A 25,163-nucleotide genomic window follows, 5' to 3' on the forward strand; every position below is an offset into this window, starting at 1 on the left:
CGGCATAACGGTTTCTTTTCCGCTCTTTTCCATGATCCCGGTGATCCATTCAAAAAAGCCTGCGAATCCTTCTGCGTCATTTGTGAACACATAGGCCTTCTTTGAATACTCCATCCCTCTCCAGTCAAATGCTCTGGCATAGTGCTTTTCGCTGCCTACATCGATCCCGACAATTATTTTTTCTTCTCCTACTTGCAAAATCTTTTCATTTTGTGTATAATACATATAGAGGACACCTTTCTGTAGTTTGTATTACTAACTTTCGCATCGTCAGTATTTACATTCTACACTGAGGTGTTCTTTTTTGCAACCCCTTGATTTGTTTGGTTACAGGAAGCTCCATTCAAAATCTCTGAGATGTGTTTAGCTAAACACGAAGCTAATTGTACTGGCACAGCATTGCCAACTTGAATACACTGTTCTTGCCTATTTCCACAAAAGATTACATCATCAGGAAATGTTTGTATTCTCGCAGCTTCACGAACGGTTAAACTTCTATTCTGAGTTGGGTGCAATGGAAATGCATTATGTCCTGGAACCATTGTTGTAGAAGGTTTATATCTACTTAGTCTTTTATATACATGACTAAAGTTCTTAATCTGGTTATTCTTATAGTCACTACGTGAACCGAAAGCTACATCTTCAGGTAAACCTTCTTTGGGTATTCCTTCTCCCTCTTTTATGCAACTGATTCTTGCAGTTACAGTTGCATTATGTTTCATAGGAATATGATTTGGAAACTGGTTCTCTTTTCCTACTAAATCATTTATTACTTCACCAACTGTTCTATACGATTCTTTATCGTATGTTGCTAATGGAAAACTTGGCTCGCCCTTAAAATCATTCCTAACACCAATAAAAAAAACTCGATTTCGTAATTGAGGAACACCATAATCAGCAGCACATAGAACTTTAGAAATCACTTTGTAACCAACGCTTTCAAACTCATTAATTATCGCAGTTTTGATTTTTCCTCCATCAGAAGATAGTAATCCTCTAACGTTTTCCATTAAAAAGACCTTTGGCTTGATAACATTTACGAATCTTATGAACTCAAATACCAGTTCATTTCTTGGATCTTTTACAAGTCTTTTGCCTATTGTAGAAAAACCTTGACAAGGCGGCCCGCCTACTATGACATCAATTTTTCCTTTGTATGGTTTGATTTCATCATCGCTAATTGTCCTTATATCCTTATTTATTAATTGTACGTTTGGATAGTTTTTATTATGTGTTTCAATGGCAGGCTGCCATAACTCAACCGAAAAGACCGGCTTAAATCCAGCATCCATGAATCCACGTAAAAGACCTCCAGCTCCGCTAAAAAGATCTATAAAACTATATTCTTGCATAGTATTTATCTAATTCCTCTCTTAAATATTTTGCCCATACTTCAGCTAGAAGTGGTGGAACTGCATTTCCCACCTGCATACACTGCTTTTGTCTTGGTCCGGCAAAAATATAAGAATCGGGAAATGTTTGTATCCTTGCTGCTTCGCGCACAGTTAAACTTCTGTTAAGCCAAGGGTGAATAGGAAATGCATTGTGTCCTGGAACCATAGTTAAAGATGGTTTGTTTCTATGCAGCCTCTTAAACGTATTTCCAAAGTTCTTTCTGTATAACTCAGGAGGAAGATTATCTTCAGGAAGTCGACCTCCTTCTGGAATTAAGGAATATCTTCTAATATTGATTGCTCCATGTTTTAAAGCTACATGATTTATGCTAGGATCATCACCCTTATCAGCTAAATCACTAATAGCTTCACCAACAGTTTTATATGGTTTCCCAGTTGATTCTCCATATTGAGGAGTAGGCGGGTGCATTTTCACACCTACTCTATTACCGTAAAAGAATACCCTGTTTCTAATTTGAGGGACACCATAATCTGCTGCATTCAAAATCACATAATTAAAATCATACCCGGTTTCTGCAAATGTTTTTTTGATTTCTGCGAATATACGTCCCTTATCTCTTGTTAGTAACCCTTCTACATTTTCCATCAAAAAGAATTTTGGTTGTAAATATCGGAGTATTCTTATATACTCTCTAAACAATGTGTTACGTGGATCAAAAGCAGTTCTTTTATTTGGATCTGAGGATATACGTTTGCCAATAGTAGAGAAACCCTGACACGGCGGCCCACCGATCAACACATCAATATTTGAACCTTTTTTAACATATTTATCTATTGTATCGCTATCGAGATCGTGAATATCAATTTTCAAAAACGGTACTTTAGGTCTGTTTATCTTATGAACATTCTCACAGTCAGCATCAAAATCGGTAGATAGCAGTACTTTAAAACCTTGTCGTTCAAAACCTATCTGAAATCCGCCTGCTCCACTAAAGAGATCTACTATATTATATTTTTTCATTACTACCTCCAAAAATATCGGCTAAAAGAATCTCATTAATGCGATCCCAGTCGAATTCAATGCCAACATATGATTTATAGTATCGAGATTTTCCTTGGAGCTTAACGATGCCTAGTTTATTCCATAGTTTTGGTTCATCTCTAACATATGCTTTCTTAGCTCCAGTTTTTTGTGCTGTAGGTTTTCTCGTTCCAATAGAGTTCTTTTGTGTCATGTAGTCATCAAATAAGATGAAAAATTCTGAACTTGATTCTGGAATTAATTCTGTATTGTTTTTTTGAAATTCCTCGAGATCCTTTATTAAATCAAGATGCTTCCCATCAATCAAAATTATCTTTGCTAAATAATCGAAAAATTCTTTACTGTCTGCACCGTATCTTTTTATTACACATAATACACTTTCACCTTTATGAGTTATATGACCAGTTTCAACGTCCCACAATCCAAGTTGACACATTGGGATTTTATAATTCTGTTTTTCAGATTTATATGATGAAGTGGAATACTTCTTAACTCTTGGAGTCCCATCCCATTTTCTTGTCTTTCCTTCAATCATTAAATTGAAGAATTCTGGATAGACAAAATTTGTATAGATGTCTCCTTGTTCATCATCATATTTTTGACTCAATTCCAACAATGTTGCAACTTCAAAATGACTTCCGTCCCTCCACCAACACCAATAGGAACGCTGTTCCTTAACGGTTCGTTTAGTTGCTTTGTGTTCTGAAATGCTAATTGTATTTAATGGTGAAACCTTTCCATTTGAATCGTATACTATCACTGAAATAGGCAAAGCATTTAAGCGCGTTCTAGTTATATCTTGTAAATAAAAGTTAGCTTCATTAAGACTATGTACATCATATGCATCTACAACCATATCGAATTCTGAAATAGCTTTGACAGTGTTTTCTTTTATTATCTCATTATCATTGTATTTATCAAAAAAAATAATAGCAATAGTCTTTTTACTGTAATCATCAACATAAGCGTAATCAACATATGGATTTGTCCATGTAGCTATTCTATGCAATTCAGAAAAAGCAGAAGCATCAGTACATATTTTTCCATGTAGAAGTTCATTAATTATCTTTTCTGTAACTTCTCTGTTTTCATTAACCATGTTTACCCCCTTTATCTTTTTGAGTTGGGCAATATTGGTGGGAATTTTAAAATACTAGAATTATCTCCTGATTCTTCGATTGCCACAATATCATCAAGCCAAATCCTTAAAAAGCGTTCAGTTTCTGGATCATCTCCTGTAACTTTTCTGAATGTAACTGTATTGGGAATAGATATGCGGGTTGTTTGTTTCGTACCTTGTTCAAGTCCATCTTTAAGTTCAATACCTGCAGCAAATCTTCTTATATCAGAGACAAAATCAAGAACAATCACCTTATCTTTATTATCTGATATTCTTAATCCTCTTCCTAATTGTTGAATAAAAATCCTTCTTGAATGGGTTACCCTTTGAAAAACTAGTATATTAACATCTGGAACATCAATGCCCTCATTAAAAATATCCACGGTACATACAACATTTATATTTCCATCTGAAAAATCGGTAAGAATACGGTTTTTCTCAAATTGTGTCATAGTATATCCGTTTCCAGAATTGGAATAGATTGCCGCTGCTTTACAAAAGCCCATAGCATTTAATTTGGTACACATTATATTAGCGTGATCTATTGTTCCACAAAAAATAATAGCTCTAGGATTGGGTTGTTCACGCCATGTCTTTTTCAATTCATAGACAACCGAATCGTCCCACTGTTCTATGAATAATGTGCGATTAATCTGTTTAGGTGTAAAACTTTGACCGTTTAAATTTTTCAGAGAATCCCAATCAATATTATCAGTATACATTCTATAATCAACATTAGACAAGAACCCTTTTTGTAAACCTTCTACCATATCAATGCAAACGACAGTTTCTCCGAATATATCGCTAAGATCAATCTCGTCAGGTCTCCATGGTGTAGCTGTTAAACCGAGCAAAAATGAACCATTACGTTTTCCTGCCATTGTATAATTAAAAACTGTTTGATACATTGATGAACCTGCATGATGACATTCGTCTACTATGATAATATCAAACTTCGGTAATTCTTCGTTGCGAGTAGCATAATCGGAAACACTATTTACACAAGCAAATACAAAGTCGGCTTTTTCTAATTGAGATAGTGTTGGTTCTTCATATCCATTCCAAATAATGGAGGTTTGTTCTTTGGTCATGAATTTCCAAAAGGAACGTTCTAACTGATATACTAGGGGATTAGTATGTGCAAGAACAAGCACTTTTAAGTTTGGTTTATTTACAAGTATGCGTCGAATAGCTTCAGCAGCAACAAACGTTTTCCCAAGTCCAGTAGCCATCACAGCAAGTGCCTTAAACTTTTTATTCATGAATGAATTTACAATTCCTACTATTGCATCTTCTTGATACTCTCTTGGCTTATTGGTGTTTGGAACTGTATTTGGTAATCGCTTAACGTGGTCAATCAAGACTGAAACATCCCACAACTGTAGTGGAATACCATTTGACATAAGTGTCCTTTGATGTTCTATTGCTTTTGAATCGAATCCGTTAGAAGCAACAATAACTGGGATTTTTGCATTATAAATTTGTGCTGCACGAAGGGTTTCATCAATTACATCAATTCCTACCGGCTTATTCCAATGCTTAGCTTGAAATACCCATCTGATTCCATTTCTTGATGCTACAATATCGGCACCATGATCATTACTCTGCCCAACCACACGTGCTCCATTGAAACCTTCAGCCATCAATAAACGACTGATAACACGTTCAAAGCTTTGCCATGAACTATTTTTCACGCCCTCAGTGCTAATAAACATATTTAATCAGCCACCTTTTGATTTAAAAATTGGACAGCGATTCTTGTTTTTTGAATAACAAAATCACTTTGGCTTTTATATTCGATGTAATATTGTAAATCATCAAGGCACCCCTTATACAGTCCTTTTATTCGTTCTTGTGTGAATAATAGAACATCATGATTCACATCGACATTTTTATATGGTTCATTCCATACAACACCATCAAAAAATAATTCCGGATGAACAGAAAACAATTGAATGACAGTCGATATAGAAACGAACTGAAATGCTGCACTTGAAGTAGTTATTTCTGATAGTTTAGTAATATCCACTCCTGAATTCATCATATTGTTAATCATCGTTTTTGTTTGCTCATCAGTCATCATATCTTTGCAAACTTCAAAGTCAGTATTTGATAACATCAATCTTTCTCTAATCATGTTGAATAGTGACTCGATACTAGAAATTAGCTTATCACTATTGCCTTCCATTTTATCTGCCCAGTACTTTTCAATAATCTGCCATGAAATGAAAGAAATGGTGTGTTTGCCGTTAGCACTCACAACAGATTTATTCAGTAGATAAATATGCTCTGCAATTTCAGAAGCTATAATCTGCTCAACTTTAACTCTACAGCTTTTAAACATTCTATGAGATTTATCCACAAAAATAGCAATCTCGTCTAAAGAAACTTTGTCTGTAAATAAAGGAAGCGATTTATTGTCAAAATTCGACTTAATCGGTTCGTTAGTCGTGTAAACATTAACATTTAAAGCGGAAGAATTATGACCATTTGCAAGTTCAACAAAACAATTGTTAATGGATAAATGATCATCTTTTTCGGAGTGCTTCAATAAGTATTCTTTTGATAAATGATTTTCTTCTCCTTTAACAGCACCGCATTTTACGCATTCTGAATCAATTGCATTGTTTTTTGCTCCGCAAATGTTGCATATCCAAGGCTTTATCACTTCTATTTCTTGACTTTTTCCGCATTTAGGACATATTTTAGCTGATAATGGAATGGTTTCATTACATGAAATACAATTTTTCCCTTTTAAAACTGTCTGGCATGACATACATACTTCTGCTTCTTCTAGGTTCTGGCAACCACATACAGGGCAAAGTGGTAGTTGTTTGACTGGTCTATGCTCTGCTTCTTCTACCTTTTTGTACCACTCAGCATCATCATAATAACCAGGTTCGTGTTTTTTAAATCTTTCATAGAAATCTTTTTCAACATCACGACTGATACGCCTCGGTTCTTCTTTAACGGAGTCCCAAGTTCCCATATATAAATCAGTTTTTCCTGCTGTTTTAACCTTCCTATATCCTTGGAACAATTTGAAAATGGGCGAATTATTATTTTCAGCACCTGGCTGAGTTGGCTGTAAAGAACTATCTCCTCTTAAAAAAGAAATAGCTCTATGCCATTCAGGACTGTTTCTTTGAAAATCTTGTTTCATAAAGTCAACAGGAACATGATCCAAGTGAACTTCTCCTACAATACGTCCAAAGTTAGAATCTATAGGGTAATCCTTGAGCGTTTTTTGAAATTCGTCTACATACTCAAAAAAGGCATTCTTTTCTGAAATGCGTATTGCCCTCCCATTTCGAATAAGATCAATGCCAAATTCAGACAATGAATCAAATCTTTGAATGCCAACCCATCCATATATTCTCTCTTCAACAGTCCTTATTTCGTGAGAACCACAAGATGGACATTGATTTTGATAGTTTTCTAATGTTGCCGTGCAATGCATACATTTTTTTTGCGAAAATATAGTTTGATCAAATCTAAAAACAGCCGGAATTCGACCATATTTTTTTCTTTCGACATATCTATTGTCTCCCCAAACACAGTGTTCAAAAGGCTCACAAGGTGTTTCATTTACAAATATTTTAATCTCTTCTTCTCTTAGAATTGTAGAATATCTTCTTCCAAGTTCTTGCCTGATCTTCTTAGCGCCGTATTGCACCAGTGCTTTAATAAATCCTCTGTTAGAATTGCCCTCTGGCCACCAATTAGAAACCTCTATTATTGTACCATGACATATTTCATTCTTGGGAATCAGATTAGCTTTAACCTGATAATTCTTTGTTTCGTTTATTTCATTCAAATCAATTGTAACTTCAACAGCTTGCTCACTATCTTCTCGTGCAGAATAAAACGTAGTTACACTACCCATTTTTCCTGTCGATATATTAAAACCCATTCCAAATAAACCTAATGTATCGTATGGATTATTACCTGAAAAACCAGCCCTTAGTGCTTTTTCTGTCGACTCAACTGATAATCCCGGACCGTTATCAGAGATGCGAATAACTCCTTTATTAGAATCAATATCTGATACTTTAGGAAGATCAATACGAACTATAGGAGCTGAAATAGGAGTTCCTTGTAATTTCGCTGCTGAAAATGAATCTATAGAATTATCAATTAATTCACACAGGGCATCAAATGGCTGAATATGTGTATGGGTAAGCGCAATAAGCACTTTGGGATCAGGGGTTAGGTTTAATAATACAGATTCATTCATATGATCACCTCAATATAATACCTTTCTATGCATTACGCAAATACACGAAACGCATAATTATCTTAAAGTCAATACCAAAGAATAATTTTCAAGATTTAGTGATTATACGCAATTAAATTTGACGTGACTATGATTGCAAAATATTGTTTTGTTGAAATAATAGAAATCGTGAAATGATTGTTGTATAAAGTTCTTAGCAATATGCCTCACATAGCTTTGCGTATACATAATCATTATAGCACATTTGGGTTCATATTGCAAGCAAAGAAGAAGAATTTGCTTTCAAAATGCGTTGTGATATTACACAAAGAAATATACGGCTGATTGTAGACTATGCTCAAGATAATTGGGAGTGTTTATCGCTCTATAATAATAGGTAATTTAATAATCTTTATCAGTCAATTGCGCTTTTCGACATTTCTCGTCATTCTTCGACGATTAGTTTACAGAAAAATCGTAGAATTTCGGCATGAAGTATGCTATAATTCTATTATACGATTATTGATTCGGAGGAAATGGAGAATGGAAAACATCGAGAGTATTCTCAATACTGTTGCCGAGCAGAACGGTGTAACTGTTGAGGAGGTAAAACGAGAAATTCAGGCTATTATAGATGACCTGTATGAAAGCGATGATCCTGCAATCAAAGCAAAGTGGCATTGTATGACTGAAAATGGGCAAAAGCCATCTATCGAGGAACTGATTCTATATTGTGCAAACAGAGTGGACAGACAGTCTAAGCCTATAAAGTACACAAAGCGTTACAGCTAATAAAAAGCGGAGGAACATTATTGGTTACCTCCGCTTTAACTTTGAACCCACTGGGTTCAAAGTTGACTATTCAATTCCTTGCTTCTTATCCTTACTCTTAGGTTTATCCTTCGGAGTTCTCGGCTTTTTAGCAAGTCGAGCCGCATCACGCTTCATTTTCGCTCTCTCAAAGTAATAGGTCTTATCACGTTTTGGAGCGTTCTTTTTAGCTTCGATAGCTGCCTGATTCAGCTCATCGGTCAGGACTTTCAGTCTTTCCTCTTTGCTGTCAAGCTCCTCCTGCTGCGGGAACGGCTCTGCTACGATCTTTTTGGCTTCTTCATGGTCAAGCCTTAGCTTTGCAAGGTCAGCCTGAGTACGCTCAATTCTGCCGTCAATGTTGTAGAGGGCAGCTTCAAGGCGGTTCAGGTTATGGGCAAAACTCTCGATCAGCTTTGTAGTATGTGAAGCGGCACCTTTCAGGCAAGCCGACATACCACCGCCCATCATATTGCTGTTGACGGTAACTGTCAGGTCAAAGCCCTGGAACGAGCCGACCTTAACAGGCGTATCAGCGTACTTTATAGCCAATACCGCATCTTCAAGAGCCTTAGCCGCTTCTTTTCTGTCGGTGTATTCAGTCTCCCCAATGATGATCTTGAATACGGGCAGTTTTCGCTCAGGATCAATCGGAAGTTTTCGGAGAGCTTCACGGTCTGTATGCAGATCATTAAGGATAGCTGTCAGTCGCTGTTCCTGTTCAGGAAAACGGGCAACCCTGTCCTCCATCTCAAACACCGTGTTTCTATGCTCCGCTGCGAGAACCCTCAGCTCCTTAACATCATTTTCAAGCATGAGCTTCTCCTTAATACGCTCGTCACCCGTACAGAGTGCCTTGATCTCCGAGTATGTAAGAGCCTGCTGGTCTACATCTTCGCATTTTCTCGCAGGAGTTTTGCTTGTCATAATCTGAGAGATAAACTTCTGCTTATTCTCCAATGTCTGATAGCTGTACGCATCGAACGTACCTTTTGTTACATAGCGGAAAATCTGAACATTCTTGTTCTCATTGCCTTGTCTGATGATACGTCCGGCGCGCTGCTCCAGATCAGCCGGTCGCCACGGTATATCGAGGTCATGAACGGCAATCAGCCGTTTCTGTACGTTTGTACCCGTACCCATTTTCGCCGTAGAACCGAGCAGAACACGGATTTCTCCGCTGCGGACTTTATCAAAGAGGTCAGATTTCTGCTGTTCGGTTTTTGCATCATGGATATATGCGATCTCACTTGCAGGAATACCCTTTGCAATCAGCTTGTCACGAATATCGTCATACACGCAGAAGTCACATTCTTCTTCGAGAGATTCGACCTCAGCGATAGACTTCTTATCCTTAGCATCGTCGGCATCTTCGCCCTCGACCTCTGCTTCTCCGGCTGCCTTATGAGGAACGCCCAAGTCACAGAAAATGATCTGCGTGAGCCTGTCCTCAGTCGTTTCAGCGTGGATACGGGCAACATTCTCTACACAGCGATTGAGCTTTGTGTCGGGATTATCTTCAAATGACGGATCAATCAGACGAGGATCAAGACCGAGCTTTCTTCCGTCCGATGTAATCTTGAGCATATTGTCAATCGTAGGATCAACATTTCCGCTGTTGATAGCATCAGCTCTGTCGGCAAGCTCCTGAACAAGCTCCTGCTGAAAAGGAGTAGCTTCGACCTGAACCACCTGATAATCACAGTCAGGCACATCAAGTTTCAGCGTATCGGCGGTACGAATGTCAGCGACCTGCTTGAACATACTCATCAATTCAGGCAGACCTGTATAGTTTGCGATACGGGTGCGCTCCTTGAAACCGTTGCCCGCAGGCTTTAACTCCCAATCGGTTTTCTGGTCTCCAAAGACCGCTACCCAATTATCAAAGTGCTGTAAGCCGTGATCGTTCAGGAAGTCATATTCCAAGTAACGCATCATGGTGTGAAGCTCTGTAATACTGTTGCTGAGAGGTGTGCCGTAAGCAACACCTTAGCAACGATTATTTGGTAATGTTCGGACGGTTGGTTTTACAGCAATAAAACCGAAAGGACAGATACAAATGATTGATGCGATGTATAATTACAGACAGGGTGAAATTCACTCCGCCGAGTTCTCTGAGGAGTTCAACAAGCTCTGCATACCGTTTGAAGATTCGCTGAGTGAGGAGCAGATTGATGTGTTTCACAAGATACTGGACTGCGTGAGCGATACCGCCGCCGCTGAAATGAGAGCTGCTTACAAGGTTGGCTTCAAGGACGGTGCAACTATGATGCAGGAGATTCAGGACTAATATAATCATAGCATAAGGAAAGGGCTATGTCCTCCGTGACCGTGTACGGAAGGCATAGCCCTTTATATAATAGTATGACCACATAAAATGTGCATAGACGATATAAAATGTGCATAGAGCTTGTGCATAAGTGCCTTGAGGTGTGCATTTTGTTTGTGCAAATCAATGCTCAATGTGTGCATAGTGTGCATTATCTATTGACGCACATTTTACTTTGTGCTATACTAAATACAACAGGAGAGGCAGCAAGGAGCTGTTACGAACTGTGTGAATACCAGAGGAGGTATTATTATGAATGATGTAATGAAGGGTATGCTGATCATCTTGGTAGTCATCTATGTTATTTCCCCCATTGACTTTGTCCCCGGTCCAGTAGATGATTTCATTGTGATCCTGTTGGGACTTGCAAGCCAGAAGAAACTCGAAAACAAACAGTAAGACGGCATAGGGCGGATGCCGTGGGCAAGGTGTCCGCCCTATATTATCAAGGAGGTAATCATATGTCTGGTAACAAAGATTTTAGAAACGAATTTCTTAAAGATGGTAAGAATGTTATCATCAGCAAAAAAATGAAGGAGATCCGTCTGAGCCGAGATATGACACAGGGAGATGTAGCGAAAGAGCTTCATATTGACCGTTCTGTATATGCCAAATATGAAACAGGAAAGCTAACACCCACACAGGAACGAATTCAGGAATTTGCTGACATCTTTGATATTGACATCAGTGAACTTGAAAAGTGTGTTTCCGCTGTTATTCCGGACACATCGGCACTTCTAAAAAACAAAAGACTGCTAACAATGCTTTTGGAAGATTTTGATCAGGTAATCATTCCCGATACTGTATTGAACGAACTTGACTATCAGAAGGATAAAGGCAGAAACAAAAAGATTGCTTGGCAGGTAATGATGACGATTGATGAGTATCGCACCCGTTTTCGAGAGAGACTGTTATTTGAGAGAAGCAGTCATTTCAAGCAGGACAAAAATGATGCTAAAATCATCGAACTGGCTGAACAGTTAAACAGAAAGCTCAATAAGGTCATCTATCTTATTCATGATGACATCGGTATGTCACTCTCGTATGATAACAGCATACTCTTAAAGGATTATATAGCCAAACGCTCTAACAATACCAATTATGCGTCTTTTCTTGCACTTGATGAAGAATATGAACATCTTGATGCTTTTCAGAAGATGATGTCCGATCTCGATTTAAATATGTATCTGCCTGATGGTATGACTTTGCTCATAAGTTGCATCAGATGTAATGATGAAGATAAGTGCGCTGAAAGGGACGGCTATTATGTTTCGGACACAAAGCAATATCGCAAGCTCAAATTTTTGATTGAAAATGGAGCTGACCTTGATAAAACCGATAATAGCAGATATTGTTTGACACCGCTTGCACATTGCGTCCAAAAGGGAAACTTCAAATTGTTCAATTTGTTACTTGAAATGGGAGCTGATTATAACAAGGGTTCTGTGGACGAAACTACTCCAAGCCATTTGAAAATGCAGAATATCAATGAAGGAAACACACCGCTGATGATTGCTTGTTGGCACGCAAACAAAAAATTCGTTGAAAAGCTCTGTAGCCTTCCTGATATTTCCTTGAATCAGCAGGATAGTAATGGATACACTGCGCTAATAAAATGTGCCGTTCAAAGATATAACAGGATTAAAGAAGGTAAAAAGGTCGATTATGTTGAATCAATCTATCGCTACCTTTTGACCTTAGACAGGGTGGATACTTTGATCCGTGACAGACAAAATAGAACAGCAAACGATTGGTGGAAATTAGGCGATGAGCTGAGAAAGGAAATGGAACAGAATGATTGATCGTGCTTGTATCAGCATCAATAACCGCTGTAACCTGAACTGCACCTACTGCCACTTTCACACCACTGAAAAGGCAGAACACCTTACAGAATCAGAAATGAACGTGTATACGATACTTGACAATATCAAGCAGCACATAAACAAGTATGATATCGAGGTATTCAAGCTCGGTTTCGTAGGCAACGGCGAACCTCTGCTCGACTACGAATCGCTGCTCGAATACATTGAATATATCAGCGACTACCTTCTGTCGGGCAGGATAGCTGCTTATACCATAACAAATGGAACTCTCATAACCGAAGAAATGCTCGGTTTCTTCAAGGAACATAAGGTCAATGTGGGTTTCTCGATTGACGGAATACCTGAGATACATAATAAGCTGAGATGCAATACCCATTCAGAGGTTATGAATGCTATCGAACTGTATCATTTGGTAAACGATTACTATCCCTCTATGAATTGTACCGTTGGCAGAGATACGCTTGAAAATGTTGATGATACAATTGCTTTCTTTGAGCAGTTCGGCAGCAGGATAACATTCTCCCGAATGATAGGTAAGGGCGGTATATCCTTAGACGAGTTCCACAGTTTCCTTGATAAAGCCAAGAGCAGAGTTAATGTTCGTATAGGCAAATATGACTGCACGATGTACGGAGGTATGTGCGGTGCAGGGATAAACAATATATTCTACGCTAATGGAAATGTCTATTTATGCGGTAACTGCGTGGATCTGCCGCCGATAGCAAAAGCAGATACACATATTGACCGTATAAACCCCGAAATTCCTGAATTCGACAGAAACACTTGTTTCAGAGAATCACGAGGGCTGTAAATCATGGAATCGGTTTTAATAACTGCTTCCTGATATGTATTATAATGTATACAGAAGAAAAAACACCCGTTTTCAACCTAAGAGGGAGGAATTTGAAATGATGAATGAAAAGAGAGTAAACGAGATCATTTCCCAGATAACCGCTTTTTCTAAGGACACTTATACCAGGAGTGAGTACCTGCCTGAGCTGCTTAAACTCCAAAAAGAGCTGATCGATCTTACCTTCAACGCTGAACACGCTGAAAACGGTGATCTTCGGCTTTGGGACGTTGAAAGGCATCTCCGCAAGATGAATGATGAGCGTGGTCATATAGCCGATGATGAACTTGCAAGGTTCGTAAAGGGCAGCAAGGCAGTCTGCAATAACATCAGTGCTGAGTTTTCAGGAAATGCGGGAGAACAGAAGGTGTTCAGAGCATTAGATAACCTCGGCTGTCAGAATAGTGTGATTCACAATGTTGAACTTGAGTTCGACGGCAGAAGAACAGAGATCGATGCTATCGTGTTCACCAATCATGCTATATTCATCATCGAGATCAAGAACAGCAAGAAGAACATCTTTATAGATGAGAACGGCGAGTTTTACAGAATAGGTAACTCGATGCACCATGACTGCAATATCGCTGATAAAATGGACGAGCGTGAAGCTCTGCTCCGTAAGGCACTTGAACGTGCTGGAATGGATTATCTGAAAATCTTCAAGATCGTAACTTTCACGAATCCTCGCCTTGACGTTGAATGCAAATATCACTATATCAAGGTATGTCCCAGCAGCTATCTCCCGTCTTTCATCGAAAAGTTTACAAGCAACCAGTGGTATTCCTATGAGAGCATCTGCACCATGACAGAAGCTGTGACTGAGGTGAAGTGTCCGGAGGAATATCAGATGTCGATAGACATGACTGAGTTCAAGAGAGACTTTGCGGTACTTATGGCTAAACTCGAAGCAGCCGAAGAAGCTGACCAAGAATGCGAAGATATTGAACAGCCCGATGAAGAAGCAGTAAATGCTTCGGATATTAAGGCTGAGGTCAATATTCCAAAGAAGCCGGTACATACTTATGGAAAAGGAATGGTGGCTGCTGCAATCGGTGTTACACTGATGAATGCTGCACTTCTTCTCGGTGGCAGACTGCTCAGAAAGTGAGGTATACTATGGATGATGTAAAAAAAGGTATGCTTATAATACTGGTTCTTCTCTATATCATCTCGCCCATTGACGTGTGTCCCGGTTCACCCGTGGACGATATAATCGTTCTGCTCCTCGGTGTGGCTGCTAATAAGAATAGGGGTTGATGATTTGTGAAGTATGCACTCTACGGTCTGCCCTGTGCAGGCAAGACAACAGTATTTGAATGGCTTACTATCCCTGTTGTACATGGAAGCACGGAGCTTAACAGAATGGCATCGGGAAGATTTTCGGATCTTCCCGATACCGAAAAGAAGTCTCTCCGTATCAGATATGCCGAACAGCTCAAAGCAAGAACAGGCAACTTTATCTCGGACGGTCACTATTCCTTTCTTGATGATGTGGCTTTTACCGATGCTGACGGAGAGTTATACGATGTTTTCATATATCTATACTGCGAGCCTGAAATTATCAGTGAGCGGCTGAAAAGTTCTGATAAAAACAGAAGATTTGCAGAGCTTTCTATCGAACGTATCCGCAAGTGGCAGAGTTTTGAGATTGAAAGTCTGAGAGCCGAATGTCATAAGCATAACAAGGACTTCTATGTAGTGAAAGATATTTCTGCTGATGAGTTGCAGGCTTTCATCGACAGTATTGAGAACGGGTTCAGTTCATTCGGACTTGCTGAGGACATAGCCGATCAGATCATGCACTTTTATCCGCAGCCATGCGATATTCATATATGTGACGGTGACAAGACCATTATAGAACAGGACTCGTTCAGGGTTTGCACAGGCGGTCACGTTACTCATGTATTTGACGGCAATTTCTATACGGGGTATCAGGCATTTCAGTTCACCAAAGAAGTTGAAAATCTAAGCTATGACACCGAAAAACTCAGTACAGTAGACCTCAACGGAACTATCTTTGGTATGGTTGCTGATAAAAACTATGTTATACTTTCATCAGGTATCAAGCTGCTTTGGGAACGGCTTGCCGAACAGTTTACGTTAAAGAACGTGATTGCTGATACGCTTATCTCGGCTGACACAAAGTATTTTGTAGTCAAACTCCTGCAAGAGAAAGGATATACTGTCACAGCATACGGTGACGGCAAGAATGATTACTTTATGCTGAAACAGGCAGACAAGGGCTACCTGTATATCGGCAAATATCTTAGTCGTTCTCTGAGAGATTCGGACTTGTCAGGAATAAGTTTAGTCTATGACAGATTTCCTTACATACTGGCTGATAATGACGATAGTATAGCAGATGATATTGCGATCTGCAAGTCTGATTCAGGTGTAAACGGTGCAATGCTTGCAGATGCACACATCAGGCTTGGAAGAAAACTCGGTGAGGTCATGCGAGGGTTTATCCCGAATGTCAATTCCGATGTTATCGTACTTGAACGTGGCGGACGCTTCTTCGGTGACGGTGTATACACAGGCTTTGGCGGTACATTTTACAGTTACAATCCTAAAACCGATGCACTTCCCGATATACAGCAAGGACTTGCGGTAATTGTTGACAGCGTAATCAATACTGGGAAATCTGTCCTTGATATGATAACTAAGCTGAAAAAGAAAAATCCTGAGATAGAGATCGTTATTGTTTCTAACGTAATACAGAATGATGCGGTCGATCTCTTGCAGGGGTATAAGGTCTTTGCAGTGCGCACTTCCGCAAATTCATTCATCGGCAGCAGGCAATCAACGCAAAAGAACGGTAAAGGTCCGGATACGGCTGACAGGCTGTTTAATTATATCGACTGAGTGAAAGGAGAAATGGTTTATGGCGTGGGATGCAAATGAAAAAGGCAATTACGCATATTTGACAAAGACAGCAAGCGAACACGGTGGTGTAGACAACTTCATTGATGATATTCATAATGAAGGCTATCAGGAAGGTCATGAACACGGTATGATTGAGGGCGCTGGTGCTGCAACTGTTGTAATCGCTGCTGCAATAGGTGCATACGAAGGTATCAAGCATCTTGTTCAGAAACACAAAGCTAAGAAACAAGCGGTTGTAGAACGATCAGAAGCCGCTCAGGAAGCTCTAAGGCAGATATGTAGCGATTCCAATGGTGAGCTGTATAACGAAAGCGAAAAAACTGAAATCGACGATGAATGAGGGAGGTTGATATTATGACTATTTACACAACGCAGGAGTATAAGGGCTATGGTAAGCAGAACTACTACTGGTACGAGTACCGTCTTGAAGGCGGAACAGTAGTCAAGTATAAGTGCCATAGACAAAAGTTCTTCGACGGACATGAAAACAATTGGGAAACTGAGGAGAGAGAAGTTGAATCATGGGCAACTGATGATCCTAATATGCCTGATTGGCTTCATCAGTATCTATAAGCGATACAATTAGTGTGTCCTTAGCCCAAAGTCTAATGACACACTCACTTTCCGTTCCGCTGGGGTTCAAATCAGCATTATGGCGCGCGCCACAATGACAGCATACTCTATTGGAACTGTATATCAGACAAAGACCTGAGATTTGCTCACACAAGAACTTCTCAGGTTTTTTCTTTTCAGGCGGTTAGTTTTACACTCCGCAGGCTCGTGATGTTACGAGTGACATACCAAGCTGTAAATGTAACCTACTATAATCAGGAGGGCGGTAGTAAGCATAAGAACTGTCTGCTTTGCAAGCAGTTGAAGATTGACACTAATCTATCATTGTGGTATAATAATCAGGGTGATCTTATGAACAAAAACCTTGATCTGTTCCTGACCTTTATGAAAATCGGAGCGTTTACATTTGGCGGCGGTTACGCAATGATACCGCTGATACAGCGTGAGGTCTGCGATAATAAACAATGGCTGAATGAGGACGATATACTGGAGGTCGTGGCGATCGCAGAGTCCACACCGGGACCGGTGGCGATCAACGCAGCAACCTTTGTGGGAAGTCGTACTGCCGGAACGCTCGGTGCTGTCTGTGCAACGCTGGGAGTGGTGCTGCCGTCATTCCTGATCATCTCGCTTATTTCTTTTATCCTGAAAGCCTTTCAGGAGTCAAGAGCTGTACAGTACGCATTTATGGGTATCCGTGCAGGCGTTCTCGCTCTGATACTCAAAGCGGTCTGTACCATGTTCATGGCAACGAAGAAGCACGCTGTTTCCTATGTTATCATGGCAGCGGCATTGGTGCTGACAGCTTTTCTGAAAATTGATGCAGTGTTCGTGATCATTGGCTGTGTAATATTCGGGCTTATATGGTCGCTGATATTCAGAAAGGAGCAGAGCGATGATATGGATTGAGCTGTTTCTGACCTTCCTGAAGATCGGTGCGTTTACGTTCGGCGGCGGTTATGCAATGCTTCCTCTGATACAGAGCGAAGTCGAGCGTCACGGCTGGCTCACACAGGCTGAGGTAGTGGACTTCATTGCTGTGAGTGAAAGCACACCGGGGCCGCTGGCGATCAATATGGCTACATTCGTCGGCATCAGAACAGGCGGTATGTTTGGGGCTGTCTGTGCTACACTCGGAGTTGTCCTGCCGTCCTTTGCGATAATCCTGATCGTTGCAAAGTTTTATGAGAGATTCCGCAAGAGCCGTGCTGTTGACGGTGTGATGTACGGTCTGCGTCCTGCGGTGATCGGTCTGATCGGGGCGGCGTTTCTGTCTGTGGGAATGACGGTTTTCTTTCCGAACGGCTTAAAGAACTCTGTATTTTCAGGTGCAGGCTTCTGGCTCTCTCTTGGCATATTCGCCCTCGGTGCTGCGCTTGCTTTCAAAAAGCTGCACCCAATAGCGATCATAGGTATTTCTGCTGTTATCGGCATTATCGCAGGATATGCACTTGGTTTATAGTGATAAAAAAATCCGTGAGTTTTTCGCTCACGGAATTTATGTTATATGACAGTTTCGCCGCTGTGCAGAGCAATGAGCTTGTCGTCCATGATCTCTTTCATCAGTTCAAATGCAGGAATGCCCGTGCAGTGACCGCTGTAAAATACAGTGTTCATCTTTGCAAGCTCCTGCGCTGTCTGAATGATAACAGCTTTTTCTTCCTCGGTGTGCTCGCCATCACGCTTCATCATGTGGAATCCTGTGATAACATAGTCGGGATAGCTGTCAAACAGTTCCTTGTATCTGTCAAGGATATTGAGTATTCCGTTATGAGCACAGCCGGACAGAAGCCAGCGTTTGCCGTTCTGTGTGATGACAAGGCACTGCTCATGCATAAAATCGTCCTCGGTTTTTACACCGTCTTTCAGACAGGACAGCTTTCTGTTTCCCTGCGGATAGCACCGCCTGCCTGTGATGCCGCTGAACAAGAACAGCTCATCATCAAACTGAATATCACCGTCAATAAGCCGGACATTCGGCAGCTTGAGTATATCGGTATCAATGCCGATATAGCGCTCGCCGTTGTAATGCGGTTCGGCGGCTAACCTCTGCATAATTATCTGTGCAGTATGGTTGAGCTTTGAAAACGGTAGGATACCGCCCGAATGGTCGTAATGACCGTGACTCAGTATCACAGTATCAACAGCAGACAGGTCTATTCTGAGAACTCCCGCATTCTTCACAACAGCGTCAGTCTGTCCTGTATCGAGCAGGAGTTTATGTTTTTCAGTCTCAATATAGATGCTCAGCCCATGCTCTGCAATACAGTTTTCATTACCGCAGGAATTTTCTACAAGAGTGACGATCTTCATAGTTCAGCACCTCTTGGCGGATTTTCTTCAAGATAGCGGTCAAGTATCTCCGCAGCAGTTCTTACAAACTTCACGCACGGTCTTACTTTATAGTATTGCTCGGTACGTTTTTCGGGAGTTGGTTCGCTTGTGACGGAAAGACCTTTCAATAGATCACGGCAGACGATGGTTTCATGCTGTTTGCGAAATTCCTCTGCAAGATACTGTATCCTCTTGTAATGCTCTGTTTTAACAGCGTGATCGGTTTCCGTTCCTTCGCCGTAAAGAATGCCTGCCACCATGAACATGGCAGAACAGGTGCCGCATACCTCACGCAGCCGTCCCATTCCACCGCCGAATGATGATGAAAGCCTTTTGGCAAGCTCCTCGTCCATGCCCGTCACATCAGAAAACGCCACAAAGACCGACTGAGCGCAGTTATATCCCTGTGTGAAAAGAGCGACTGCCTTTTCGGTATGGTCGTACTTCATCAGTGTTCACCGCAGGAGTGGTTTCCGCAGGAATGACCTTCGCCGTGATCGTGGTGATGATCGCAGGTAGGATTCTCGTTCTTCACAAGCGTCTGTGCAAGGAAAGCCTGCACCGCTTCATCGGCACTGCCCGAATTGCCGCCGTAGAGGGTGATGCCTGCCTCCTGCATAGCCATCTGCGCACCTCCGCCGATGCCTCCGCAGATAAGCACATCTGCCTGTGCATTTTTCAAAAATCCTGCAAGTGCGCCGTGTCCTGCGCCCATTGTTCCAACTACCTGCTCATTAATGATCTTGCCGTCGGCAACGTCATAGAGCTTGAACTGCTCCGTTCTGCCAAAATGCTGAAAGATCTGTCCGTTTTCATAAGTCACTGCAATTCTCATAATACCATTTCCTTTCTGTGCGATCTCCTCGGAGACCGTGTTATCAAGAATATAATTTCCGCCCGAAATGACGATGCGTCTGCCTTCGACCAGTGCAGCAGCCAGCTTTTTTCTTGCGCTGTCATATATCGCCGTGACGGTAGTTCTTGCAACAAACATATCACGGGCGCACTGTTCCTGCGTTTTTCCCTGATAGTCGATAGAGCGTATGGTTTCAAACTCGTCAAGGGACATAATGACCGTATCATTCGCCTTATCCTGATCGGGCGCAAAGCTCCAGTAATCGGGATAACAGCAGATACGGCGTGATTTCTGAGGTCTTGGCATAATAGCATCTCCTTTCTGACTTATGTCGATTATAGCATAGTTTTCGACTTATGTCAAGTACAAAATTGAAATTCTCGGTTTAGATTCACTATTGACAACTTGCCGGCAAAATGTTATAATAATAACAGAAAATTTCATACGGGAATGATGTTCTCCCACGGGAAACCGAAACCGCTTAACATAAGCTGATGACTTCTGCGTTTTACGCAATAGTTGTCGGCTCTTTTATTTTATGGAGGAATTTTTATGCTGTTATCACTTGCAATCATTTTTCTTGTTGGGTTATCTGCTGCTGCGATCTTTGAAAGGATAGGCTTGCCACGCATCATCGGTATGCTTGCTGTTGGAATTCTTGTAAGCCTCTATGTGCTTGATCTGCTCGATCCGAAAATACTCGGCATATCCACGGAGCTTCGGCAGATAGCCCTCATTATCATACTGATAAAGGCAGGGCTTTCGCTGAATTTGTCCGACCTGAAAAGAGTCGGCAGACCTGCGGTGTTGATGTCCTTTGTGCCTGCCTGCTGTGAGATAGTAGGGTATGTTGTTTTCGCACCTATCTTGCTTGGGGTAGATCGTATCGAAGCTGCCGTCATGGGGGCGGTGCTGAGTGCAGTATCTCCTGCGGTGGTCGTACCACGAATGGTGAAGCTCATTGAAGATAAATGGGGTACGAAAAAAAGTATACCCCAGATGATACTTGCCGGAGCGTCCTGCGATGATATTTTCGTGATTGTATTATTCTCAACGTTTGTGACGATGGCGCAGGGCGGCTCAGCTAAGGTCACTGACTTCTTGAATATTCCCATATCCATTGTGCTTGGTGTTCTGCTCGGTGCAGCAGTGGGATTTGGTGTGTATCTGCTGTTTGAGAAGTCATATCAGCACAGACACAAGATCAGGAACAGCACGAAGGTCATTATCCTGCTTGGTACTGCGTTCCTGCTGATGAGCATTGAAACGCTTGTAAAGCCCTATGTTGCATTATCGGGACTGCTTGCTGTTGTGGCTATGGCTTGCGTTGTCAAGCTGAAAACCGACAATAGCGTTTCCACTCGGCTGTCCGAGAAGTTCGGCAAGCTGTGGATAGCCGCCGAGGTCATGCTGTTCGTGCTTGTGGGTGCGGCGGTCGATGTGCGTTATACTTTGTCGGCAGGCGGTATAGCTGTGCTGATGATATTCATAGCGCTTACTTTCAGGGCTGTGGGCGTGTGTCTGTGTCTGCTCGGTACGGAGCTGAACGCAAGGGAGCGTATCTTCTGCGTGATAGCCTATCTTCCGAAAGCGACAGTGCAGGCGGCTATCGGCTCGGTGCCGCTTTCACTCGGTCTGCCCTGCGGAAAGATCGTGCTGTCGGTGGCGGTGCTTGCGATACTGATAACAGCTCCGCTGGGGGCAATTGGAATTGACAGGAGTTATATGCAGTTGCTTGATGCTCAAAAATAATGATCAAGCAGAAGTCGGCTCTGCGATCCCGTGTTCCGCTTCATACTCCCTGACACGGCGATAGAAAGTGTTAGCCGACAAGCCCATTCTTCGCATAAAATCTCTGCCCGTGATGCTCTTTGACTTCCATTCCCCATAGAGTTGACCGAACCTCGTCCAGTCAATTTCAATGGGCTTTCTGCCCGTGTACTTGCCCTGTGCTTTGGCGATTTCGATGCCCTCACGCTGTCGCTGTTTGAGCTGTTCTCTTTCAAGCTGAGAGAGTGCAGCGAACACGGTCAACATGAATTTGCCAGCAGGCGTGTCCGTGTCGATGCTCTCCTTGTGGCTGATGAGGGTAACACCCTTGTTGGTAAGGGTGTCGATGATGTTCAGCAAGTCCTTAGTTGACCTCCCCAGACGGCTGATGCTCTCGATGTAAAGCGTATCGCCCTCACGCACATAGTCCAGCATAGCCCTGAGCTGAGGGCGGTCTTTGTTCGCTCCCGAAATCTTCTCGGAGAAAATGCGGTCAACCTGATAGTCGCACATGATCTCCTGCTGTCTTGCTGTCTCCTGATGTTCCGTGGAAACACGGATATAACCTATTCTACTCATAAAAATTCCTTTCTTTATTCAAGCTGACTTTTCTTTCTCTTGGCAGCTTGTTCGTTCTGCATATATCGGGCAAGTGTTCTCTGACTGTCACGCTTCTGCTGTGCAAGCCGTGAAAGCCTGTCCGCTTCTTTCTTTAGGGCTTTACGCTCCGCACTCATCTTGGCATAATCTTCACGGGCTTTTTTCAGCTCGTCCTGCAAGTCCTTGATTTTGGGAATGATGCCGTCGGGAAACAGTTCTTTCAGCTTTTTACGGCACTCATGATACTGGTCGAGTTCGTAACGGCAGTTCTCCCCATATTTCTTTTTAGCCTTTCCCTCCAAAGAAGAATAGGTCTTGTAATAGACCTTATACTTGCGATATTCCTCGATAGCCGGAATTTGCTTCTCTAATTCGTGGATACGGTCGCTCAATTCGATCTGCGGTGTTGACATCACCATAAATTCAGCAAAAGCCCTGTGAGCTGCACTCTCCAATTCTTCAAGGGTGGAGTTGCTTGCGTTCATCTCGTTGAGTGCCTTGCTCGCCGCTTTCATATTCTCACGGTCTGCCCAATTCTGCAAGCCCTGAGACTGTTGGAATTTCTCTGCTGTGGTGCGGATAATTCTCGCTGTTGGGCGGTGCGACATTTGGTACTTGTAACTCTCGATACGCCTTCTGATCTGCTGGCTCTCGTAGAAGTAGCCCAGCGTTTTGGCTCTTGTAAACTTCGCCCTCGGATTACGCTCTTTCTGTTCGGCAAGCATAAATTTCAGGTCAATTTTATGGTCGGGATTGTAGTCAACAAGTATTCCGAAATCAGCACACTTTGCAAGGAAATCTTCAAAGTCCTCGCTGCCCTTGATAACCTCGTCGATAGTTCTTTTAAGCTGTTCCTTCCACGAAAGATTTTGTTTGTCAAGCTCCCACTCCCAATGGCTCTTGCCCTTTGAAAGATGCGGATTCTCGATAATAGAAAGTCCGTGTTTCCTGCAAAGTTCGTCCGAAATCATGCGTAGTTTGCTCCACGCTCGGTCGGGTATCTTGCCTTGATTATGCTCAGTCTCAAAGGTTTTGCCCGTGTAGAAATTTACATTATTCACGATGATGTGATTGTGGATATGCTCATGGTCACAATGGACGGCAAGCACATACTGATACTCGTCATTGAAAAGTGCCTTGCAAAGTTCCTGCCCGATAAGCAAAGCCCGTTCGGGAGTGACCTCTCCGGGGGCGAACGATTGTATTATGTGTTGGCACTCACTTCGGCTTCGCCCTGTGCCGACACACTCTCGGATATTTTTGAATTGTTCTGATGCTCCACATGGAGTAGATACGCACAGGTTGCTAACAACATATTTGCCGTCTGCGGTTTTGTCTGGGTTGCAGATATAAGCAATTGCACCGTATGTTCCCGTGTGGATCGTATGGATACGAGTAACTGCCAAACTTCCTCTAACCTCTCTTTCATATCGGCAATATCTTCATCGTAGAGCTTGCCGCCTTTGTTGACACGGTGGGCTACCTGATTGAACGAATTGGAGATTGAAGATATGTACCGTGCTATCTGCTTGATGTCCTCGGTATCTTCCTCCACATTCATCACGGTCAATGCAGAATAACGGCAAAAATCGCCCCTGCTTCTGAATGATGTTTCCGCATATCGGCGGTTGATCGCTTCAAGCTCCATGTCATTCACTCGGAATGTGATAAGGTGTTTGCGTACCTCGCTCGGTTCGGTGTCCTGCGGTGGAGATTCGCCCTCGGTGGTTTCGGGCGGTTCGGTGAAATCTACCTCACCCGTTTCGGTGACTTCGAGCATTGGTATCGGCTCGGCAGAGGTGTCCTCGGCGGTATCCGTTTCAGAATTATCTGACAGCATATCCGCCTGCATTTCGTCCGCATAGGTGTGGGCAAGTTCCTCCGCAAGCTCCTCGACTTGCTTGTGTTTGAACAGCTTTGCAAGGAAACCCTTTTCGGGCTTTTTGAATATTGACATTGTGTTGTCCTCGCTTTCTCGGCGGTTCTGCCGCCGTTGTTCGATTGCTCCTGCAATCGTTCTCAGGGGTCTTAGGGGAATTTTCCCCTGACAAGCCGTATAAAGTTTACGATTTTCCATAATCGTAATACTTTATACCGTGCTTGTGAAAATTGATCGGGCGTTTCACGCCCTCACTTGAATTTTGCCGTTCCTACGGCTGTTTTCACGCTCCTGCGTGATTTGGAGCTATGCGACTTTTCTCTGTATCCGCACGGCTCTGACTATATGATACTGGGGTACGGCGCAGTTATTATGCTGGGTGGGCGGCAGTCTGGTGAAACTATTTTTCGGCACTCCCTGAGCCGATTTTGAATGTCGATATGCTTATCGCTACATTCAATTTTCTGCCCTGTCTGACCGCCTATGAAAAACACCCTTCACTTTACTACCGGAGTTTTTGAGGTTTTGGGCATGATTTTCTGAAAAGTTTACACTTTGTTCATGATGGTTCTCCCTATCGCATAAATTCAACAGCGGATTTCTGTATATGGTGACGGTTATTTTAGAGGGGAGATTTTCTCAGAAATGGGATTGATTTTTTGGGGGTGGTGTGATATAATGGAAAGGCAGGAATAGGCATTCGGCATATTCGTTATAAAT

25 protein-coding genes, 1 pseudogene and 1 riboswitch are annotated in these 25,163 nt (G+C 42.0%); of the genes and pseudogenes, 13 read left to right on the top strand and 13 right to left on the bottom strand.

What is annotated here, in order from left to right; genetic code table 11:
- The 6 genes and pseudogenes from BM265_RS04775 to BM265_RS04800 form a co-directional block, all read right to left on the bottom strand.
- Positions 1–225 (bottom strand): annotated as a pseudogene (locus BM265_RS04775) (IS110 family transposase); the annotation flags it as partial.
- Positions 226–284: 59 nt separating this feature from the next.
- Complete coding sequence (locus tag BM265_RS04780; protein ID WP_074960435.1) at positions 285–1,352, bottom strand: DNA cytosine methyltransferase; 1,068 nt, start codon at positions 1,350–1,352, stop codon at positions 285–287.
- Complete coding sequence (locus BM265_RS04785) at positions 1,339–2,376, bottom strand: DNA cytosine methyltransferase (protein ID WP_074960436.1); 1,038 nt, start codon at positions 2,374–2,376, stop codon at positions 1,339–1,341. The genes BM265_RS04780 and BM265_RS04785 overlap by 14 nt, the downstream gene beginning before the upstream one ends.
- Positions 2,363–3,496, bottom strand: a complete 1,134-nt coding sequence (locus BM265_RS04790; protein WP_074960437.1) for a hypothetical protein — start codon at positions 3,494–3,496, stop codon at positions 2,363–2,365. The genes BM265_RS04785 and BM265_RS04790 overlap by 14 nt, the downstream gene beginning before the upstream one ends.
- An 11-nt stretch (positions 3,497–3,507) precedes the next feature.
- Complete coding sequence (locus BM265_RS04795; RefSeq protein WP_074960438.1) at positions 3,508–5,232, bottom strand: DEAD/DEAH box helicase family protein; 1,725 nt, start codon at positions 5,230–5,232, stop codon at positions 3,508–3,510.
- Between the two features lie 2 nt (positions 5,233–5,234).
- Entirely contained in the window at positions 5,235–7,754 is a 2,520-nt protein-coding gene (locus tag BM265_RS04800; protein ID WP_074960439.1) for an ATP-binding protein, read from the bottom strand.
- A gap of 522 nt (positions 7,755–8,276) precedes the next feature.
- Here BM265_RS04800 and BM265_RS21070 point away from each other — a divergent pair.
- Complete coding sequence (locus BM265_RS21070; protein ID WP_074960440.1) at positions 8,277–8,525, top strand: sporulation initiation factor Spo0A C-terminal domain-containing protein; 249 nt, start codon at positions 8,277–8,279, stop codon at positions 8,523–8,525.
- Positions 8,526–8,591: 66 nt separating this feature from the next.
- On the opposite strand, the gene BM265_RS04810 is transcribed toward BM265_RS21070, so the two are convergent.
- Positions 8,592–10,481, bottom strand: a complete 1,890-nt coding sequence (locus tag BM265_RS04810; RefSeq protein WP_081358364.1) for a helicase C-terminal domain-containing protein — start codon at positions 10,479–10,481, stop codon at positions 8,592–8,594.
- Positions 10,482–10,602: 121 nt separating this feature from the next.
- On the opposite strand from BM265_RS04810, the gene BM265_RS04815 reads away from it, so the two are divergent.
- From BM265_RS04815 to BM265_RS04860, 11 genes are all read left to right on the top strand, one after another.
- Entirely contained in the window at positions 10,603–10,833 is a 231-nt protein-coding gene (locus BM265_RS04815; protein ID WP_074960441.1) for a DUF6809 family protein, read from the top strand.
- Positions 10,834–11,124: 291 nt separating this feature from the next.
- Positions 11,125–11,271, top strand: a complete 147-nt coding sequence (locus BM265_RS19965; RefSeq protein WP_177219541.1) for a YkvA family protein — start codon at positions 11,125–11,127, stop codon at positions 11,269–11,271.
- A 62-nt stretch (positions 11,272–11,333) separates the two neighbouring features.
- Positions 11,334–12,674, top strand: a complete 1,341-nt coding sequence (locus BM265_RS04820; RefSeq protein ID WP_074960442.1) for a helix-turn-helix domain-containing protein — start codon at positions 11,334–11,336, stop codon at positions 12,672–12,674.
- Complete coding sequence (locus tag BM265_RS04825; protein WP_074960443.1) at positions 12,667–13,506, top strand: radical SAM protein; 840 nt, start codon at positions 12,667–12,669, stop codon at positions 13,504–13,506. Before BM265_RS04820 ends, BM265_RS04825 begins: the two co-directional genes overlap by 8 nt.
- Before the next feature lie 97 nt (positions 13,507–13,603).
- Positions 13,604–14,653 (top strand): nuclease-related domain-containing protein, encoded by a 1,050-nt coding sequence (locus BM265_RS04830; RefSeq protein ID WP_074960444.1) that lies wholly within the window; start codon positions 13,604–13,606, stop codon positions 14,651–14,653.
- Positions 14,654–14,661: 8 nt separating this feature from the next.
- Positions 14,662–14,802 (top strand): hypothetical protein, encoded by a 141-nt coding sequence (locus tag BM265_RS19970; protein ID WP_177219542.1) that lies wholly within the window; start codon positions 14,662–14,664, stop codon positions 14,800–14,802.
- A gap of 6 nt (positions 14,803–14,808) precedes the next feature.
- The gene (locus BM265_RS19535) at positions 14,809–16,410 is read left to right on the top strand and encodes an AAA family ATPase (RefSeq protein WP_081358366.1); all 1,602 of its coding nucleotides are present in this window, start codon (positions 14,809–14,811) and stop codon (positions 16,408–16,410) included.
- Between the two features lie 19 nt (positions 16,411–16,429).
- Entirely contained in the window at positions 16,430–16,771 is a 342-nt protein-coding gene (locus BM265_RS04845) for a hypothetical protein (protein WP_074960445.1), read from the top strand.
- Between the two features lie 14 nt (positions 16,772–16,785).
- Positions 16,786–17,004 carry a hypothetical protein gene (locus BM265_RS04850; RefSeq protein ID WP_205582152.1) on the top strand — a complete coding sequence of 73 codons (219 nt, stop codon included), beginning with the start codon at positions 16,786–16,788 and terminating at the stop codon, positions 17,002–17,004.
- Positions 17,005–17,214: 210 nt separating this feature from the next.
- Positions 17,215–17,913, top strand: coding sequence for a chromate transporter (locus tag BM265_RS04855; RefSeq protein WP_242940776.1), 699 nt, complete (start codon positions 17,215–17,217; stop codon positions 17,911–17,913).
- Positions 17,900–18,466 (top strand): chromate transporter, encoded by a 567-nt coding sequence (locus BM265_RS04860; RefSeq protein WP_074960447.1) that lies wholly within the window; start codon positions 17,900–17,902, stop codon positions 18,464–18,466. The genes BM265_RS04855 and BM265_RS04860 overlap by 14 nt, the downstream gene beginning before the upstream one ends.
- A 41-nt stretch (positions 18,467–18,507) precedes the next feature.
- Here BM265_RS04860 and BM265_RS04865 read toward each other — a convergent pair whose 3' ends face one another.
- The 3 genes from BM265_RS04865 to BM265_RS04875 are packed head-to-tail and all read right to left on the bottom strand — an operon-like array spanning position 18,508 to position 20,500.
- The gene (locus BM265_RS04865) at positions 18,508–19,317 is read right to left on the bottom strand and encodes an MBL fold metallo-hydrolase (protein WP_074960448.1); all 810 of its coding nucleotides are present in this window, start codon (positions 19,315–19,317) and stop codon (positions 18,508–18,510) included.
- Positions 19,314–19,787, bottom strand: a complete 474-nt coding sequence (locus BM265_RS04870) for a C-GCAxxG-C-C family protein (protein WP_074960449.1) — start codon at positions 19,785–19,787, stop codon at positions 19,314–19,316. The genes BM265_RS04865 and BM265_RS04870 overlap by 4 nt, the downstream gene beginning before the upstream one ends.
- Positions 19,787–20,500, bottom strand: coding sequence for a DUF134 domain-containing protein (locus BM265_RS04875; protein WP_074960450.1), 714 nt, complete (start codon positions 20,498–20,500; stop codon positions 19,787–19,789). Before BM265_RS04875 ends, BM265_RS04870 begins: the two co-directional genes overlap by 1 nt.
- A 131-nt stretch (positions 20,501–20,631) precedes the next feature.
- Positions 20,632–20,705, top strand: a riboswitch (Fluoride riboswitch).
- A gap of 41 nt (positions 20,706–20,746) precedes the next feature.
- Here BM265_RS04875 and BM265_RS04880 point away from each other — a divergent pair.
- A complete protein-coding gene (locus tag BM265_RS04880) occupies positions 20,747–21,946 on the top strand; it encodes a cation:proton antiporter (protein ID WP_074960451.1) in 1,200 nt (399 codons plus the stop codon).
- A gap of 3 nt (positions 21,947–21,949) precedes the next feature.
- Here BM265_RS04880 and BM265_RS04885 read toward each other — a convergent pair whose 3' ends face one another.
- Genes BM265_RS04885 through mobC form a run of 3 tightly spaced genes read right to left on the bottom strand, consistent with a single transcriptional unit; the run spans position 21,950 to position 24,521 of the window.
- A complete protein-coding gene (locus BM265_RS04885) occupies positions 21,950–22,543 on the bottom strand; it encodes a recombinase family protein (RefSeq protein ID WP_074960452.1) in 594 nt (197 codons plus the stop codon).
- 14 nt (positions 22,544–22,557) lie between these two features.
- Positions 22,558–23,865 (bottom strand): relaxase/mobilization nuclease domain-containing protein, encoded by a 1,308-nt coding sequence (locus BM265_RS04890; RefSeq protein ID WP_074960540.1) that lies wholly within the window; start codon positions 23,863–23,865, stop codon positions 22,558–22,560.
- Positions 23,769–24,521 (bottom strand): MobC domain-containing protein, encoded by a 753-nt coding sequence (mobC, locus tag BM265_RS19670; protein WP_074960453.1) that lies wholly within the window; start codon positions 24,519–24,521, stop codon positions 23,769–23,771. The genes BM265_RS04890 and mobC overlap by 97 nt, the downstream gene beginning before the upstream one ends.
- Positions 24,522–25,163: the final 642 nt, after the last annotated feature.

The organism is Hominimerdicola alba (assembly GCF_900112155.1).
Taxonomy (GTDB): Bacteria; Bacillota; Clostridia; order Oscillospirales; family Ruminococcaceae; genus Hominimerdicola; species Hominimerdicola alba_D.